Origin of the sequence: Bifidobacterium myosotis (genome assembly GCF_002259745.1) — a bacterium.
GTDB lineage: Bacteria > Actinomycetota > Actinomycetes > Actinomycetales > Bifidobacteriaceae > Bifidobacterium > Bifidobacterium myosotis.
Window position 1 is genome coordinate 1 of the sequence record NZ_MWWW01000007.1, and the last position, 17,955, is coordinate 17,955.

General features: G+C 62.3%; 11 protein-coding genes. 4 read left to right on the top strand and 7 right to left on the bottom strand.

Translation table 11 applies throughout. From position 1 onward, the window contains the following. Together BMYO_RS12060 and BMYO_RS04100 are read right to left on the bottom strand one after the other, a co-directional pair. Nucleotides 1-511: transposase family protein (locus BMYO_RS12060; RefSeq protein ID WP_143249105.1), on the bottom strand; the 511-nt coding region annotated here is incomplete at its 3' end. A 450-nt stretch (nt 512-961) separates the two neighbouring features. Beyond that, entirely contained in the window at nt 962-3,409 is a 2,448-nt protein-coding gene (locus BMYO_RS04100) for a glycogen/starch/alpha-glucan phosphorylase (protein WP_169834043.1), read from the bottom strand. 392 nt (nt 3,410-3,801) lie between these two features. Between BMYO_RS04100 and BMYO_RS04105 the strand changes: the two genes are divergently transcribed. Continuing rightward, nucleotides 3,802-4,233 (top strand): sterol carrier family protein, encoded by a 432-nt coding sequence (locus tag BMYO_RS04105; protein WP_094667269.1) that lies wholly within the window; start codon nt 3,802-3,804, stop codon nt 4,231-4,233. A 123-nt stretch (nt 4,234-4,356) separates the two neighbouring features. Here BMYO_RS04105 and BMYO_RS04110 read toward each other — a convergent pair whose 3' ends face one another. Continuing rightward, a complete protein-coding gene (locus BMYO_RS04110) occupies nt 4,357-4,740 on the bottom strand; it encodes a DUF3073 domain-containing protein (RefSeq protein ID WP_094667270.1) in 384 nt (127 codons plus the stop codon). A gap of 133 nt (nt 4,741-4,873) precedes the next feature. On the opposite strand from BMYO_RS04110, the gene trpS reads away from it, so the two are divergent. After that, nucleotides 4,874-5,965: a tryptophan--tRNA ligase gene (trpS, locus tag BMYO_RS04115; protein ID WP_094667271.1), complete on the top strand. Its 1,092-nt coding sequence runs from the start codon at nt 4,874-4,876 to the stop codon at nt 5,963-5,965. A gap of 589 nt (nt 5,966-6,554) precedes the next feature. On the opposite strand, the gene BMYO_RS04120 is transcribed toward trpS, so the two are convergent. Further along, on the bottom strand, nt 6,555-7,544 hold the full coding sequence (locus BMYO_RS04120; RefSeq protein WP_094667272.1) for a DUF559 domain-containing protein: 990 nt from the start codon (nt 7,542-7,544) through the stop codon (nt 6,555-6,557). A gap of 297 nt (nt 7,545-7,841) precedes the next feature. Between BMYO_RS04120 and BMYO_RS04125 the strand changes: the two genes are divergently transcribed. Further along, a complete protein-coding gene (locus BMYO_RS04125; RefSeq protein WP_169834044.1) occupies nt 7,842-9,584 on the top strand; it encodes an amidohydrolase in 1,743 nt (580 codons plus the stop codon). A gap of 317 nt (nt 9,585-9,901) precedes the next feature. On the opposite strand, the gene BMYO_RS04130 is transcribed toward BMYO_RS04125, so the two are convergent. Both BMYO_RS04130 and BMYO_RS04135 read right to left on the bottom strand, forming a co-directional pair. Further along, a complete protein-coding gene (locus BMYO_RS04130; protein WP_094667274.1) occupies nt 9,902-11,542 on the bottom strand; it encodes a sodium/proline symporter in 1,641 nt (546 codons plus the stop codon). Between the two features lie 201 nt (nt 11,543-11,743). Next, on the bottom strand, nt 11,744-13,735 hold the full coding sequence (locus BMYO_RS04135; protein WP_233428145.1) for a threonine/serine exporter family protein: 1,992 nt from the start codon (nt 13,733-13,735) through the stop codon (nt 11,744-11,746). A gap of 632 nt (nt 13,736-14,367) precedes the next feature. On the opposite strand from BMYO_RS04135, the gene BMYO_RS04140 reads away from it, so the two are divergent. After that, nucleotides 14,368-17,124 (top strand): phosphoenolpyruvate carboxylase, encoded by a 2,757-nt coding sequence (locus BMYO_RS04140; RefSeq protein WP_094667276.1) that lies wholly within the window; start codon nt 14,368-14,370, stop codon nt 17,122-17,124. A 168-nt stretch (nt 17,125-17,292) separates the two neighbouring features. On the opposite strand, the gene BMYO_RS04145 is transcribed toward BMYO_RS04140, so the two are convergent. Continuing rightward, on the bottom strand, nt 17,293-17,955 hold a 663-nt coding region (locus tag BMYO_RS04145), incomplete at its 5' end, for a transposase (RefSeq protein ID WP_143249106.1).

The following is a 17,955-nucleotide window of genomic DNA, read 5'->3' on the forward strand; positions in this document are numbered from 1 at the left end:
GTCCCTTCCTGTAGCTGGTCTCGTCCACGCCGATCGCGGTCAGCCCGTCGAACGGCGAGGGCATCGCGGCCTCCAGCCGGCCGGCGACCCTGCGGGCGATGTCGCCGGCGGTCCTCCACGCCACGCGCAGGAACCCGCTCACGGTCCTCTGGTTGGCGACCGTCATCAGCCACGCGCACTCCGCCTCGAAGTCCCGGGTGAACCTCGAACCGGGCTCGGCCCACGGCACGGCGGCGACGACCACGCCGCACCCGGGGCAGTCCACGCGCGGCATCATGGAGACCAGCTCGACCCGCCAGCAGCCGAAATCCTGGTGACGCCAACGACGCACGCCGCCGCCACGGTCATAGCCACGACGCTTCCGCCCGCACCTCGAGCACCTGAGCATGCCCGCGCGCGGGCGCACCCGCACCTCGAGCACGGGCTCGGGACGCATGGGACCATCGACGATGCGAACATCCTCGACGACCATGCCTTTGACGTTGAGAAGACGTTTGAATAAGCTGTTCATCAGGCGCTTTGCGGTTGTGTGTTTATCTTGGTCGAAAACATCCTACCCGGAAAGCGCTCTTCTCTTACTCCCCCAACACCTCAACCACGAACCACCACCCACGAAAACAGCAATAGCGCCGGATTTCTTGTTTTGTGCTCGCAAATGCAGTTTGAGACCAGTAGCGCACGGCTTACTCATATCCATAAGCCAGTTTGGCTGCCGGACGCCAGCTCGCCGGATGCCAGTTGACCGCCGGAGGGGTGGGGAGTGTGCATCCCGACACACTCAAGGCCGTTCGGCCAAGCCTACGGTCGGGATGCACACTCCCCACCCCTCCGCCTCCGTTCCTAGGCCTTATCAAGCCTCAGGCGAGCGGAGCGAGTCGAATGACGCGTGCGGAGGCCGCCGTCCGAAGCCGAAGGCCTACATAAGGTAGGTCGAGGCTGAGGAAAGGCGGCATACGCTCCGTCAGTCGGCGAGCGGACCGGTGTGCCAGATGCGCTCCAAATAATCCTCCATCGAGCGGTCGGAGCTGAAGTAGCCGGAGTTCGCGACGTTGAGCAGGGCCTTGCGGTTCCACTCGAGCGGGTCGCGGTAGAGCTTCTCGATCTGCGCCTGAATGTCGGCGTAGGAGGAGAAGTCGGCGAGGGCCATGAACCAGTCCTTGGTCAGCCAGTCGGCGACGAGCGGGGCGTAGGCGTTGCGGTCGCCGTTGGAGAAGGTGCCGTTGGCGACGAGCTCAATGGCCTGCTTCAGGCGAGGATCGGCCTCGTAGTACTTGGCCGGATCGTAGCCGTCGGCGTAGAGCTTCTCGACCTCATCGACGGTCATGCCGAAGAGGAAGAAGTTCTCGGCGCCGACCTTCTCGCGGATCTCGACGTTCGCGCCATCGAGGGTGCCCACGGTCAGGGCGCCGTTGAGGGCGAACTTCATGTTACCGGTACCGGAGGCTTCCTTACCGGCCTGGGAGATCTGCTCGTCGAGCTCGGTGGCCGGGATGAGGTTCTGGGCCATCTCGATGTTGTAGTTCGGGAGCATGTGGACGGCGAGCTTGCCCTTGACGTCCGGGTCGTTGTTGATGACCTTGGAGACGTTGTTGATCAGCTCGATGGTCAGCTTGGCCAGGTAGTAGCCCGGGGCGGCCTTGGCGCCGAAGAACACGGTGCGCGGCAGGATCTCCTCGGCGGAGACCTCACCCTTCTTGAGGGCGGCGTACTGCGAGATGACCAGCAGGATCTTCAGGCTCTGGCGCTTGTACTCGTGCAGACGCTTGACCATGGTGTTGAACAGGGTGTTCTCGTCCACGTCGATGCCGTAGTGCTGCTTGGCGAAGGCCACGAAGGAGTGCTTGTTGGCCTGCTTGACGGCGGCGAACTTCTTGACGAACTCGTCGTCCTTGGCCAGCGGGACCAGGCCCTGGAGCAGGTCGAGGTCGGAGAGCCACTTGTCGGTGCCCAGGCCCTCGGTGATGAGGTCGGACAGGCCCGGGTTGGCGAGCTTGATGAAGCGACGCGGGGTGACGCCGTTGGTCACGTTGGTGAACTTGTCCGGGTAGGCGTCGGAGAAGTCCTTGAGGGTGACGTCCTTGAGGAGCTGGGAGTGCAGCTCGGCCACGCCGTTGACGTGGGAGCCGCCGTAGGTGGCCAGGTAGGCCATGCGGACCGCGTCACCGGTGTAGATGCGCATGCGCTCGATGGTCTCGTCGGCGACGCCCTTGTCCTTGAGCTCGTCCTCGAACTGCTCGTTGATCTTCTTGATGATCTCAAGATGACGCGGCAGCAGCTCGCCGATCAGGCTGGCCGGCCAGACCTCGAGGGCCTCCGGCAGCAGGGTGTGGCAGGTGTAGTTGAAGGTCTTCTGGGTGATGCCCCAAGCGGTGTCCCAGTCGTAGTCGTACTCATCGATGAGGATGCGCATGAGCTCCGGAATGCCAATCACCGGGTGGGTGTCGTTGAGCTGGAACGTGATCTTGTTCGGGAAGGTGGTGAGATCCGGCTTGGCCTCGCCCGGGTAGAAGACGCGGATGGCGTCGTGCAGGGAGGCGGACACGAAGAAGTACTGCTGCTCGAGGCGCAGCTCCTTGCCGACCTTGGTGGAGTCCTCCGGGTAGAGGATCTTGGAGATGTTCTCGGCCTTGACCTGCGGCTTGACGGCGTCCAGGTACTCGCTCTTGTTGAAGGCGAGCAGGTCGAACTCGTCGTAGGACTTGGCGGTCCACAGACGAAGGGTGTTCACGCGCTGGGACTTGTAGCCCGGCACGAGGTAGTCGACCGGCACGGCGCGCACGGACCACGCCGGCTTCCAGACCTTCTTGCCGTTCTCCTCGACGACCTCGCCGCCGAAGGAGACCTTCTGGTCACGGTTGTAGTCGATGTGGCCCCACGGCTCCTCGTTGGTCAGCCAGTAGTCCGGGGTCTCCACCTGCTTGCCGTTCTCGTCGAACGTCTGCTTGAAGATGCCGTACTTGTACTGGATGCCGTAGCCGAAGGCCGGCACGCCCAGCGAGGCGAGGGAGTCGATGAAGCAGGCGGCCAGACGACCAAGGCCACCGTTGCCGAGGCCCGGCTCGTATTCGGCGTCAACGATGTCCTTCGGCTGGAAGCCGAGGGCTTCGACGGCGGCGTCGAACTGCTCGGTCAGGCCGGCGTTGAGCAGCGCGTTCTCGAGCTGCTTGCCCATGAGGAACTCGGCGGACAGGTAGCCGACGGCCTTGGTGTCGCCGTTGACGGTGTCAGCCTGGGTCTTGAACCAGGCGTCGGCGAGGTGGTTACGCACGGCCTTGGAAGCGGCGACGTACACGTCGGCGGCAGTGGCCTGCTCGGGGGTGACGTTCTGGGTGTACTTGAGTTGTTCACGAATCTCGTCGGCGAACTGCTCCGCCGTAACGGGAGACTTGGGTGCGGTGATTTCGGTCATTCTGACTTTCCTTCCGGGATAATTGCCCGTTTTCATTATGCCGCGCAATAGGTAGCGCCACATGAACGTATGCATGAACTCTCCGTAACGGCGTCGGCGAGGACCGCTATGCATACGTTCTCATTTCATAGCGTAGCACCGCTACGTAGTTTACGCATCTTGGTATGTCATCGTTTGCACCAGCCAGTTTGCAATGGGCACAACGGATGGCCATACTCGGGCTGCAGGCGGAACCGGCGACACGGCACGCCGAACCGGCACGCCGTGCCCCACCGCCCCGGAGCGGTCCGCCGACACCTCGCAGCCGGAGCCGGCACCTGCCGAGACACAGAACCGGCGAACCTCCGGACATGGGAGGCACGGAACACCATCAGTCATGCGAAGATGGAATCATGGCTGTGATTTTGGAGAAGGATCTGCCCCGCGGGCGCGAGGCGTTGCACCAATGGTACGAGGCGGCGCAGGAGGTGGCCGCGGCGGCGTCCGATCCTACGCAACGCCTTGCCGTTTCCCCGAAGCTGCCGCGTCCGGTATGGGCGATGGCCGTGCGCTATTCGCTGTTCCTGCTGGAACGGCGCGTCCCCGGGCCCGGGGTGGAGGTGCGCGTGGCGCCGTGGGGCGCGGTCAAAATCTTGGACGGCCCCGAATCGGACCCGCACAATCTCACCCCGCCCGACGTGATCGAGCTGGACCCGGACGTCTGGCTGCGGCTGGCCTGCGGCATCACCGCGTGGGCCGAGGAGAAGGAAGCGGGCCGTATCAGTGCGGTCGGCGAACGGGATGACCTGAGCGGGCTGCTGCCGCTGGTCGGTCCTGCACGGTAGGTCCCTGCACGGTAAGCCACAGCACAGCAAGTCACCTAATGAACCTATGAAAAAGGCGCCCGCCTATTGCGGACGCCTGAAATCATCGGAAATCATCCCGAATCCCGGACGAGACCGGATGTCTCACTTCTTCGGCTTGAGCGCGGACGGCATCGGCATCGGAATTGGACGATGCGGCACCGCCGGCTTGGCCGTGGTCTTCGGGAACTCGCCACTGGTCGCCTTCGCGGCGGCCTCGGCGGCCCACTTGGCGTATTCGTCAAGATCGTCATCGGCTGCCGGAGAAGCCGGTTCCTGATGATCATCCGTCACGGACGGTTCATGATCGCCGTCCGCATCGTGAGCAGTGTACTTGGCTTCGATATCGGCGAATGGATCGGGCGAGCCCGCCCCCGGCTCTTGCTCGCTCAATTCCTTTGCCAGCTCGTCATAATCGGTATCGGTAGTCAAATACTTGAGCTTACGGGCAATTTTCTGCTGCTTGGCTTTCTGACGTCCGCGGCCCATGCGACCCCCTGCGATTACTATGCTGTTCGATTCATCAACATACGAGAGTACCACTTGTTTGCGGCTTGTTCGTTGTCGGCTCACACTTTTACCATAAAAAGCGTTTATTTGAGGGCTATTCAAAGGATTTCGCATGACCGACGAGCAGCAATTGACAGCGGCTGGCAATGAAATGAGCGCGAGTTTCCTCGCCGCGAAGAAGCGTTCGGACGAAACGCTCGCCAAGCTGGAAGCCGAGCCCGGCAAGTTCACGATGCTCACCGGCGACAGGCCGACCGGTCGTCTGCACCTGGGCCACTATTTCGGCTCCATCAAGGAGCGCGTGGCCATGCAGAACAAGGGCGTGCACTCGAACATCATCATCGCCGACTATCAGGTAATCACCGACCGCGACACCACCGAGCACATCCAGGACAACGTGCTCAATCTGGTGCTCGACTACATGGCCGCCGGCATCGACCCGAAGAAGACCATGATCTACGCGCACTCCGCCGTGCCGGCCGAAAACCAGCTGCTGCTGCCGTTCCTGTCGCTGGTCACTGAGGCCGAGCTGCACCGCAACCCCACCGTGAAGTCCGAGATGGAGGCCTCCGGCCACGCGCTGACCGGCCTGCTGCTCACCTACCCGGTGCATCAGGCGTGCGACATCCTGTTCTGCAAGGCCAACGTGGTGCCGATCGGTAAGGACAACCTGCCGCACATCGAAATCACCCGCACCATCGCCCGTCGTTTCAACGAGCGCTATGCCAAGAAGCACCCGGTGTTCCCGGAGCCGGCGGCTATCCTGTCCGACGCGCCGGAGATTCCGGGCCTCGACGGCCGCAAGATGAGCAAGTCGTACGGCAACTCCATCATGCTGGGCGCCACGGCCGAGGAGACCGCCAAGCTCATCAAGAAGAGCCCGACCGATTCCGAGCGTCGCATCACCTTCGACCCGATTGCCCGCCCGCAGGTCTCCGCGCTGCTGACCACCGCTGGCCTGGTGACCGGCCGCGACCCGAAGGACATCGCCGAGGAGATCGGCGATGCAGGTGCCGGCACCCTCAAGGCGTACGTGATCGAGTCCGTGAACAACTTCCTGGCTCCGCACCGTGAGCGCCGCGCCGAGCTGGCCAAGGACATGGACTACATCCGCGACGTGCTCGAGGACGGCAACAAGCGCGCCAACATCATCGCCGAGGAGACCCTCGACCAGGTGCGCGAGGCCATGGGCATGAAGTACTGATTTTTTACGCGTCTTCGGTATTCGCGCGCGATTCCCTGCTCATCGTTGTAGCGATGAGCAGGGAATCGTTGTATTTACGGGCATTGGCGGCGATGTGCAACGCCCGAAAACGCTGTAACGATAGGGACAGGCAGTCATCAAGGTTCCACGCATATGCGGCTGCACGGCTTGGAGGCCCATTCAGGCTTTTCACGGCTCGACATCGCATTGGGCATCGGCCGTAAGGCGCCACCACGCCGGAAATTGATGTATCTTGCTTGCAAGGGGTACATCCGGCCTTCTCCGGACAGCTATCTGCTTTGCAAGGGGTACCTACTCCTCGCAAACGGGTTTATACTCGCCGATATTGCGCGGACGCTACGAGTGATTCGCGGCTGCACGTACCCCTTGCAACGCAGATAGCTGTCTGCAGAGCCTCGGATGTACCCCTTGCAAAGGAGAAAGCCTCACACGTCCGCGGTATTGCGTTCATTGCGAGCGAATGACGCAGTATTGAAATATTTAATTAATGAATTAATGAATTACTTCATTAATTCATTAATTACTTCACGCGCCGCGCCGCTAACGTCAACGCCGATGCCCGCAGTCGTCAGACATCGTTGAAGGCGCCATCGACTGGCAGCAATGGCTCAAAACGAAGCTGTTCATGCATCGGCTTACGCCGAAGCGTCCTGGCATCGCATACCTGCAATATGGTCTTACGCGACGTAAGCGGCACCTGCTTGCCCGTGACTTCCTGTATCTGTTTTGCGATCCTTTGCGCAAGAGCCGCTTCGCCCTCGTCATCGCCGATATCAAGGTTGGTGACCTGAATGTATCTCCATCCCTCATCCTCGATGGCCTGGCGTCTTCGCACATCGTCGAGCCATCGACCAGCATGGTGGGAACCATCGTATTCAATGCAGACCTTGAATTCGGGATAAGCGAGATCAAGATACCATGACCGTCCGTTCTTCCTATCGAGGAATGGATAATTCACTTGAGGGCAGTCCAAACCGTATTTCATCACCGCCAGTCTCGTTCTGGTCTCCATCGAGGAATCCGTCCCGGCTCGGGCCACCAGCAATGCACGGCGGCAATTGTCGAAACCCTGGAACAGCTTCGCTCTTCGGCCTTCCTCGCGAATCGTACGGACATGCGCTTCCACAACATCCAAATAGGCAATCAGCTCATCCATCTCGGCCCTGCGCAATCGCCGGTTTCGACGCATCATGGAATCGGCCAGTACGATGAGCTCCTCCAGTTCCAAATACGAGGAGAACATCGCCCACGTACAGGCCGGGGAGACACAGCGAAATTGCCGTTCGACCATGACCGTATCGATCGGGTAAGGCCATACCACCGCCGCAACCCCTTTCACCCGGTACTTCTTATTCGCATCTGAAACGGCAACCACAGTACCGGTCCGCAATCGTCCGCACTTCGCGGACAAGCGAGGCATCTCGATGGCTTGGAGTTCCAACGCGGTCGTCAGGGCATACGTCGGACGCCAACCGCTACGTCGTTGAATCTCCTCACACGTTTTCATGCGCTGATACTTCAGTTCCGTCAGTTCCGTCAATGCAAGCGAATCGGCCATGATGCCTACCCCTTCGTAATGCGTGCCCCAATGCCTTGAGCGTAAACGATTCGCAAGGTCCCGTCCACCGCCTCAATTTTTCGGTGGATAAATGTGGACAAGTATGTGGATAACTCTATAGTGAAGACTCTATAGTGAAGACATATTCATGGTTTGCCGATGCCGACAATGAAGTTCCGGCGCACCGCCATCAGCTACTGCGAGGTGGACGAGCCTTCACGCGCAACAGATTCCAAATCAGAGTACGAAATATGGAGACCGGGCGAATCCCTTCGGCATTCACATAACCGTGGCATGATGACGGATATGAGCAATTTGGTGCGTATCATCAATGCCGGCGTGCCCGGCTCCGATCGGCGTGTGGATATCGTGCTGGGCGATGGAACCGTCGTTGATGTGAAACCGACGTCCGCGTCCGCGTCCACCTTCACCTCCACAGCCACAACCGCCTCCACAACCTCATCCACAGCCACCGGAGATTCGGCCGGTCGGGGTGCCGATAGCCCATTGGCCGGCTTGCCGCATACCATGCCGCACGGCATGAATCCCGACGATGCCTCCGAACAGACGGCGGACATCACCACCATCGACGCTGATGGGCTGTGGGTCATTCCCGGTCTGTGGGACTGCCACACGCATTTCACGCAATGGGCCAAGACGCTCGGACGCCTTGACCTGATCGATGCCCGCTCCGCCGCCGAAGCGATGTCCATGCTGCGCGCGCATCTGGATGAACGACGCGCGGCCGGGACCCTCAACCCTGATGCGTTCGTAGTGGGCATGCGTTTCCGTCATTCGCTGTGGGCCGACGACGAGCAGCCCACGCTGGCGGCCATCGACGCCGCGTCCGGCGAGCAGCCGGTGGCGCTTTCCAGCGCGGACATGCACTGCGGATGGGTGAATTCGGCCGCAGCCAGACGACTCGGCGTCCACCCCGACGAACAGACCGGTCTGGTGGGCGAGCTCGAGTGGTTCAACACGTACACGCAATTCGATTCGGTTCCGGGAGCCGCCGAGGAGACCGACCGGTTGTTGCGCGAGGCGGAGAAGGACGCCGCCGGCAAGGGCATTGTCGGCATCCGAGACTACGAAATGGCCGAGAACATCAACACATGGATCGCCCGTTTCTCGGCCGGCATCGACGGCTTGCGCGTGGATGCCGGCGTCTATCCCGAACGACTGCGGGAGGCGATCGACGCAGGCTGGCATACTGGCGACCCGCTACCCGGCAGCCACGGCCTGGGGCGCGTCGGCGCCATGAAGCTCATCGCGGACGGCTCGCTCAACACACGTTCCGCGTATTGCTCCACTCCGTATTCCGGCATCGAACCGCCGACCTACGGCGTCCTGAGCTACACGCCGCAGCAAATTGAGGATTACATGCGTCTGGCCACCGAGCACGGCTTCGACATCGCATGCCATGCCATCGGCGACGAGGCGAACACCATTGTGTTGAACGCGGCGAAGGCCGCCCACGCCCACGGTTCAATTGAGCATGCGCAGATGTTGAAACCACGGGATATTCCGCGCCTTGCTGCGCTGGGGCTCGACGCGAGCATCCAGCCCCAGCATGCAATGGACGATCGCGACGTAATCGCCCGCTTCTGGGCCCATCCTGCCGGCGTCCCCTATCCGTTCCGCGCACTGGCCGACACCATGGCAGAGGCCAGGAAGGATGCGGAAGCGCACCGCGATACAGCTGCGACAGCTGAGCCGCATGGCAGCCGATACGGTCTTGCGCGGTTGCGCATGGGATCGGATGCGCCGGTCGCTCCGCTTGACCCATGGCTGGCTATCTCCGCAGCCGTCTTCGCAACCGAGAGTTCCGATCGCGAGCCGTTCCAACCGGAGCAACGGCTTACCGCACATATGTCGCTGGCCGCTTCCACGGCCACGGGGCGCGATCATCTTTGCACGGGCGATCCGGCCGATGTGGTGCTGCTGGACGCCAATCCGTATGCCGTGTCCACACCTGAAGCCATGCGCGCCATGCCGAATCATGTCGTGATGACGTTGGTGAACGGCAACCGCGTTTACTAGACAACGGAAGCTCTGCACTATGAGACTCCCGGCGTTATGAGCTTTCTGCGTTGTAAGGGGTACATTTGCCTTGTCTCGGAAAGCTATCTGCTTTGCAAGGGGTACCTAATCGGCAACAATGCGAGTATGCATGTTGAAATTGCAACGCGCATACTCGGAATACCATCAATTAGGTACCCCTTGCAAAGCAGATAGCTGTCTGCAATGGGGCAAATGTACCCCTCACAAAGCAGAAACCCTCAACCTATGTGCTCCGCTCGCCCATTGCTAAGGGGTGGCTGCGCAGGAGCACACACCACGCCGTGCCGGCAGCAGATTCACTTGCCGCCGCGGACCTCGGACTCCATGGCCTTCAGGGGTTCGTCGACCAGCACGGAACCGTTGGGCAGGGTGCCAGGCAACGGGTCGTCCATGTAGTGGTCGAATTCATAGAGCATGCGCTCGTCGGGACGCTTGGTCAGCAGCGAAACCACCACAATGAACAGCAACGAAACGATGAACGCCGGCAACAGCTCATAAATGGCGAACACGCCACCAAGCGGCTTGATGAAGTTATGCCAAACCAGCACCGTGACCGTGCCGGACAACATGCCGGCGACGGCGCCCGCCTTGTTGGTACGCCGCCAGTACAGCGCGCTGAGCATGAGCGGGCCGAACGAAGCCCCCAGCCCTGCCCACGCGTAGGACACCACCTGGAAGATCGAGGAGTTCTGATCAAAGGCCACCAGAATGCCGAACAGGAACATGACGACCAGCGTCAAACGGGCCACGATCATGACCTGACGGTCCGTCGCCTGCTTGTGGAACAGGCCGCGGAAGATGTTCTCGCCCATCGCGGATGCGCCGATGATCATGTACGACGAGCTGGAGCTCATGGAGGCCGCGAAGATGCCGGACACCACTACACCGCACACGAAGCTCGGCAGCAGGGTCTGCGCCAGCACGATGAAGATCGTCTCGGCGGAGGCGGCGGTGAGCAGGTGCGTGGGCATCATCGCACGGCCGACCAGACCGATGCACACGGCGCTGGCCAGCGACAGCACGCACCACGAGGTGGCGATGATGCGGGACTTGCGCACCTCTTCGACGCTGCGGATCGACAGGAACCGCACCAGCACCTGCGGCATGCCGAAGTAGCCGAGACCCCATGCCAGCATCGACACGATGGTGATGATGCCGTAATCGGAGGGCGCGCCGAACATCGCACGCCCGGCCTCCACGAGCTGCTGACCGGTGACCGGGTCGAGCTGCGGCGCAGCCACCTGCGTACCCGAAAGGAAGCCGGGGATGGACTGCAGGAACGCGACGGTGTTGCCGATGCCGCCGGCGGAGGCCACGGTGCCGATGAACACCACGGCGAGGGCGAAGAACATGAGCATGCCTTGGATGAAATCGGTCATCACCACGGACAGGTATCCGCCGACGATGGTGTAGACGAACACCACCAGCGCACCGACGATCATCATGACGTGATAGTCGAAGCCGAAGAGCGCGTTGAAGAGCTTGCCGACGGTGACGAAGCAACTGCCCACGTACACGCAGAAGAACACCAGAATGATGATCGCCGCAAGAGTGGAGATGACGCCGCGCCGGTCATGGAACCGTTTGGCGAAGAAGTCGGGGATGGTGATGGCGTCGCCCGCCACCACCGAGTAGCGGCGCAGTCGGCGGGCCACCAGCTTCCAGTTGAGATAGGTGCCCAACGCCAGACCGATCGAGGTCCACATCGGGTCGGCCGCGCCGGTGAAATAGGCCAGGCCCGGCAGGCCCATGAGCAGCCAGCCGGACATGTCGGAGGCCTCGGCGCTCAGGGCGGTCAGCCACGGCCCTACGCCACGCCCGCCGGCGAAGTACTCCTTGGAGGAGGAGTTGGACCGTTTGGAGTAGATGAATCCGATCGACAGCATGGCCGCGAAATAGATGACCATGGCCAGCAGGATCCAGAAATCGTTCGCCAACTGTGTTCCTCTCTCTATTGACGCCCGCGAATCGCCGGTGATGATCGAAATTGCTGATTGCGATGCGGGTCAGAGCGGCGATTGCCGTCGTTCGCATGATGGTAGCGGATACGGCCCCCTATGCGTCTTGCGCCGTCACCATGCTGAGACACGCCGCCGCGCGCTTCATGCGCTTGAGACGCTGCAAATGCTTCAGACGCCTCAGATGTCGTATCGCCAGGATTTATCCGTGATCACGCGGGCCATGGCCAGACCAATCGGCAGACAGATAATCACCATGAACGCACGGAATGCCCAGTCCAGCGCATTCAATGTGTCGAAGCTGCCGAGGTACCACATGGCACGGTACATGTACAGGCCCGGAACCATGATCACGATGGAGGGCACGGTCAGACAGATGCGCGGATATCCCAGATGCGGCGGCAGCCAGCCCTTGCGCACGGATGAACGCCACGCGGAGGCGAGCAGACCTGCCAGCAATGCGCCGATAAACGCACCGGCTTCAGGCGGCACGTTCAGCAAATCGACGAGTTCCAATCGCAACGTATCGGTGATGGCGCCGATGAGCGCGGCGACCAGGCACATGCGCTGCGGCGAATTGAACATGATGGAGAAGCCCCACACGCCGAGGAACGCGAACACGAAGCGCAACGCCCCGTTCACCCAGACATTCAGGCCCAATGGTTCAAACCCGGTGGGGTTCAGATGCACGATGGTGGCGACCATCCAGCCGGCGAGCGTGGCCATCAGCACGATGCACAGGAAGTACATCAGGCGTTGGATGCCGGACGGGAAGTCGATCTTGGCCATGTCCAATCCGCTGGTGATCAGCGGGAAGCCAGGAATGACGAACAGCATGGCGCCAATGTAGGCGGTGTCATGCTGCAGCGCCACCGGGTCGAACAGGCCGATGAGGCGCAGCATGCCGGTGCATGCGAGCGCCGCCACCGCCACGCACACGAAGGTGACGAAGAACTGGTTGAGGTGGTGCTTGAACAGCCGGCGACGCAGCCAGTGCCCGAGGCCGGCGCCGACGAACGCGCCAATCATGTCGTACGGACCGCCGCCGAGCAGGAACACGAAGGATGCGCAGGCGATGGCCGAGGCGAGTCCGGCGAAGGCCGGGGAATAGAGCGGCTTGCGGCGTTCAATCATATCGAGACGCTGGTGGGCCTGCCGCACGGTGATGCCCGGGCGACCGGAAACCGGCGACTTGCCGACGTGGTCGAAGTGCGCGGCGTATTCACCCTTCGGGGGCTTGTGGGCATGGCCTCGCCGATCGGTCGCAGCAGACGAGATGAAGCCGTCGTCCGGTGCGGCGCCGTGGCGGCCCGCATGGCCGTGGCCACCGTGGATGTCGTGGTCGTCGCTCCGGCGCGCCGCCGCCGAAGAAGCATCACGTTCGGCTTCGCGGCCATGCTCGTCACTGAGGCGATCGCTCAGTTCGGTGAAGTCGACGCCCATGACTTCGGAATCCGATTGGCCACCCTCGGCACCATGGCGATGACGCTGCTCGGCGATCTCCTGCTCCTCGCGCTCTGCGACCTCGGCGCGCGCGGCCAACGACTCGGTCATCGCGGACTGGGACCAGTCCGTCTCATGCACATCGAGCTGTTCGGCGAGCGGCCGCCCGGGATCGGTGTGCCGGCTGGCCTCCTCGAGCGCATCGAGCACGGCATCCTGGCCTTCCTGCGCGGCAGACCCGGTTTGGTCATGCCGCGCCTCGGCTTCCTGGGCCTCGGCCTGACGCTCCTTCTGTTCCTCACGAATCCGCTTGGACAGGTCGGCGGAAAGCTGCGAGGCGTCTTTGACGTCAAGGTGACGCATCAGTCCGCGCGACACCTCCGAGGTTTTGTGGTACATCGACTCCTCGCCGAGGTTCACGCTGAACCAGTCGGCGAAGTGCTCAAGCAGCCAGATGCGCTCGGTGTTGACGCCGGTGGTCGGCAGATCGATGACTTCGGTGATGCGGTCCTTGCCGTCCGTGCAGGCGGCTTCGATGTCCGTGAGGTTGACGTCCGCGCGCACATGCACGCCGAGCGGATAGGCGATGCGATGCATCATCTCGCGCACGCGGAACGAACCGGTGCCGGCCGACAGATCCAACAGGCCGACGCGCACGATCACGCTCGCCTTGGCCGCGATGCCCGCCTCGGCAATGGGCTTGTCCCAGTCGCGCTCGATGTCCTCCATATCCAGGGGGATGGAATGGGTGTGGAAGTGCTGCACGGCGATGGCGCCGTGTTCGTTGGGTTTGCGGTGTTCCTGATGCGCCTGCGGGTGCTCGATGTGGTCCGTCTGCTGCTGCATGCGATTCCCCGGTTCCTGCTGATCTCTCGACTTTTGACTGTTGATTCTGCTTGACTGTTGTGCTGCCGCTTCCGCGGCGGATTGCAAAGCGTCCGCCGCCGTGGATTCCTGTGTGCATACGTACAGGAATGCCGGCTCGTTTCGGCCTGGTCATACCTGTCTTGCGACGTCACGCATGGCATGCACGAATGCATCGCGCGTCAGAACACTCATGGCCCGCCAGCAATTCAACGTACCCCGCGCCCCTCCCCGACTAGATACGCGCCCACGCAGCAATTTCATATTACGGACATTTTCCAAACACCATATGAGACAACAAGCTGACGGCGGCACAACATCAATCGAACAGTGGACTTCGTAACGTAAGTGGCGATTATGCGGGGATACACTGTTGCCCACACGACAACCACGTTGAATACGGGCTGTGGGCTTGCAACGACTGGCCTCAACAACCGCGGAGGAGCCGCGGACGACCAGTAGACCGAGCAACCTGATATTCGGCAAAGGAGGTTATATTGGCATCAGAAGAAGCAGAACAGATCACTCCAGCTGACGCCGCCATCGTCACCACCGGAACCGGCAAGAAGGGTCCGGAGGAGCATGATCTTCCCGAAAACCTCAAGTACGACATGGATTTGTGTCTGCGAATCCTGCGCGACGTACTGGGTGAATACAACCCCGAACTGCTTTCCACGTTCGACACCGTGCGCAACTACGCGGTGGAGGCCAGCGCGGAGCACTTCGGCGGCATGGAGGACCCGAATCCGGGACATGACGGCCTGAAGGCGGCCGTAGACGTCATCGACAACATGACCCTGCATGATGCCCAGCTGCTCGCCCGCGCATTCGCCACCTACTTCCATCTGGCGAACCTGTCCGAGGAGAACTACCGCGTCTCCGTGCTGCACAGCCGCGAAAACAAGGTGTCCGAGGACCAGGCGGTCGATCCGATCAACGAGCTCACCGTGGCCTACCACCAGCTCATCAATGAGATGGGCCCGGCCAAGGCCAAGGAACTGCTCGATCGCCTCGAATTCCACCCCGTCTTCACGGCGCACCCCACCGAGGCCCGCCGCAAGGCAGTGGAAGGCAAGATCCGCCGCATCTCCGAGCTGCTCGAGGCGCACAAGCGTCTGGGCGGATCGGACAAGAAGGAGAACCTGCGCCGTCTCTACAACGAGATCGACGCGCTCTTCCGCACCTCGCCGATCGCGCTGAAGAAGCCGACCCCTGTCGAAGAGGCGGACACGATTCTCGACATCTTCGACAACACGCTCTTCCACACGATTCCGGCCGTCTACCGTCGCTTCGACGATTGGGTGCTAGGCGACAAGGCCGGTCTGGTGCCGCCCGTCTGCCCCGCGTTCTTCCACCCCGGCAGCTGGATCGGCTCCGACCGCGACGGCAACCCGAACGTCACCGCCAAGGTGAGCCGTCAGGTGGCCCGCAAGTTCTCCGACCATGTGCTGGCCGCGCTTGAGGAGTCCACCCGCACCGTGGGCAAGAACCTCACGATGGAGGCCGAGACCACCCCGCCGAGCGCCGCGCTCAAGAGCCTGTGGAGCCACCAGAAGGAGATGAGCGAGCGCCTGACCGATAAGGCCGCGCTGATCTCCACCAAGGAGCTGCACCGCGCCGTGATGCTGGTGATCGCCGATCGCCTGCACTACACCATCGAGCGTGACGCCGATCTGATGTACCACACCTGCGACGATTTCATCGCCGACCTCAAGACCGTCCAGCAGTCGCTGGCCGACGCGGGCGCCAAGCGCTCCGCCTACGGCCCGCTGCAGGACCTCATCTGGCAGGCCGAGACCTTCGGCTTCCACATGGTCGAGATGGAGTTCCGTCAGCATTCCGTGGTGCATTCCCGCGCCCTCGCGGACATCCGCGAGCACGGCCTGCACGGCGAACGCGGCGAACTGCAGCCGATGACCCACGAGGTGCTCGACACCTTCCGCGCCCTCGGCTCGATTCAGAAGCGCAACGGCCTCAAGGCCGCGCGCCGCTACATCATCTCCTTCACGAAGAGCGCCCAGAACATCAAGGACGTCTACGAGCTCAACCGTCTCGCCTTCGCCCATCCGGAGGACGTGCCGACCATCGACGTGATCCCGCTGTTCGAGCAGCTCGAGGATCTGCAGAACTCGGTGGATGTGCTCGAGGAAATGATCAAGATCCCCGAGGTCCAGGCACGCCTGAAGGCCACCGGCAACAAGCTCGAAGTCATGCTCGGCTACTCCGACTCCTCGAAGGACGCCGGCCCGACCTCCGCCACGCTGGCCCTGCACTCCGCCCAGGAGCGCATCGCCAAGTGGGCCGAATCGCACAACATCGACCTGACCCTGTTCCATGGCCGCGGCGGCGCCGTCGGTCGTGGCGGCGGCCCGGCCAACCGCGCGGTGCTCGCCCAGCCGGTCGGTTCCGTCAAGTGCCGCTTCAAGCTCACCGAACAGGGCGAGGTCATCTTCGCTCGCTACGGCAACCCGGTGCTGGCCATCCGCCACGTCGAGTCCGTGGCCGCGGCAACCTTGCTGCAGTCCGCCCCGAGCGTGGAGAAGCGCAACACGGATATGACCGTCAAGTACGCGGACATGGCCAACCAGCTGGATGAGGCCGCTCACGAGCGTTTCCTCGACCTGCTGCACACGCCGGACTTCGCCCAGTGGTTCTCCACCGTGACGCCGCTGACCGAGATCGGTCTGCTGCCGATCGGCTCCCGCCCGGCTAAGCGTGGCCTCGGCGCGAAGTCGCTGGACGACCTGCGCACGATTCCGTGGATCTTCTCCTGGGCTCAGGCCCGCATCAACCTGGCCGCCTGGTACGGTCTGGGAACCGCGTGCGAGAAGTTCGGCGATTTGCAAACGCTGCGCGAGGCGTACGAGGAATGGCCGCTGTTCTCCACCTTCATCGACAACATCGAGATGTCCATCGCCAAGACGGACGAGCGCATCGCCAAGATGTACCTCGCCCTCGGCGACCGCGAGGATCTCAACGAGAAGGTGCTCAGCGAGATGGAGCTCACCCGCAAGTGGGTGCTCGACATCGTCGGCGACAAGTGGCCGCTCCAGCACCGTCATGTGCTCGGTCAGGCCATCCGCATTCGCTCTCCGTATGTGGACGCCCTGTCGCTCACGCAGGTGCTCGCCCTGCGTTCGCTGCGCAAGAAGGTGGACAAGGAAGAACTCAGCCACAGCCAGCAGGCCGGGTTCATCTATCTCATCCTCTGCACCGTTTCGGGCGTCGCCGCAGGCCTGCAGAACACGGGCTGATTTTCGGCATCGACACCTACATCGGGAAGCCTCGCTCACCAGAGCGGGGCTTCCCCGTTTTTATGCCGCACGAAGATCGGCATACGAAGAGCCCCGAAGGCTAAGCAGCACATATAATCGGCTCTTCGGGTGTTTGTGTGGGTGTAGATTGCTGGTCTGGCCTGCTGGCTATTGGCGTCCGGGGAGTGTGAGGTTGAGTCCTCCGCATTTGAGCATGACGAGGCTGATGAGGTTGTCGAGGTTCCTGTAGCCGTAGCCGATCTTGATGGTGGTCTTGATCTTGTTGTTGATGGCCTCGAGCCTGGCGTTGGACAGTCCGGAACGGATGGTTGCGAGGATGTCGAAGTGGCGCCTGGCGATCTTCTCTCCGAGCGGGACGAAGCCCGGGATGCCGGACAGGAACGCGTCCGCGGCCCATTGGCGCAGCAGGGGCGCGGCCTCGTCCGCCGTCTGCTTGAGGATCATCCTGAGGCGTTCCTTGAGCTTGTACGCCTCCCAGAGGGTCTCGTTGGTGTTCGCCACGCACTCCAATTGGGCCTTCTGGCCGGCGGTCAGGTCGTTCTCGTTCTTCAGCAGCGCCCAACGCGCGCCCTTGATCGGGTCCTTGGCGCCCTTCCGGGCCGTGCCGGCCTTTCTGGCCTCGCGCCATGCGGCGGTGCGGACCTTGTCGAGCGCGTCGGTCGCCCAGGACACGATGTGGAACCCGTCGAGGATGCGTTCGGCCATGGGGCACCAGCGGAACGCGCACTCGTCGATCCACCGCGCCCCGTCGCCGGTGATCACCCGGATGGAGGCGCGCTGGGCCGGCGTCAGCTGTTGGAAGAACAGGTC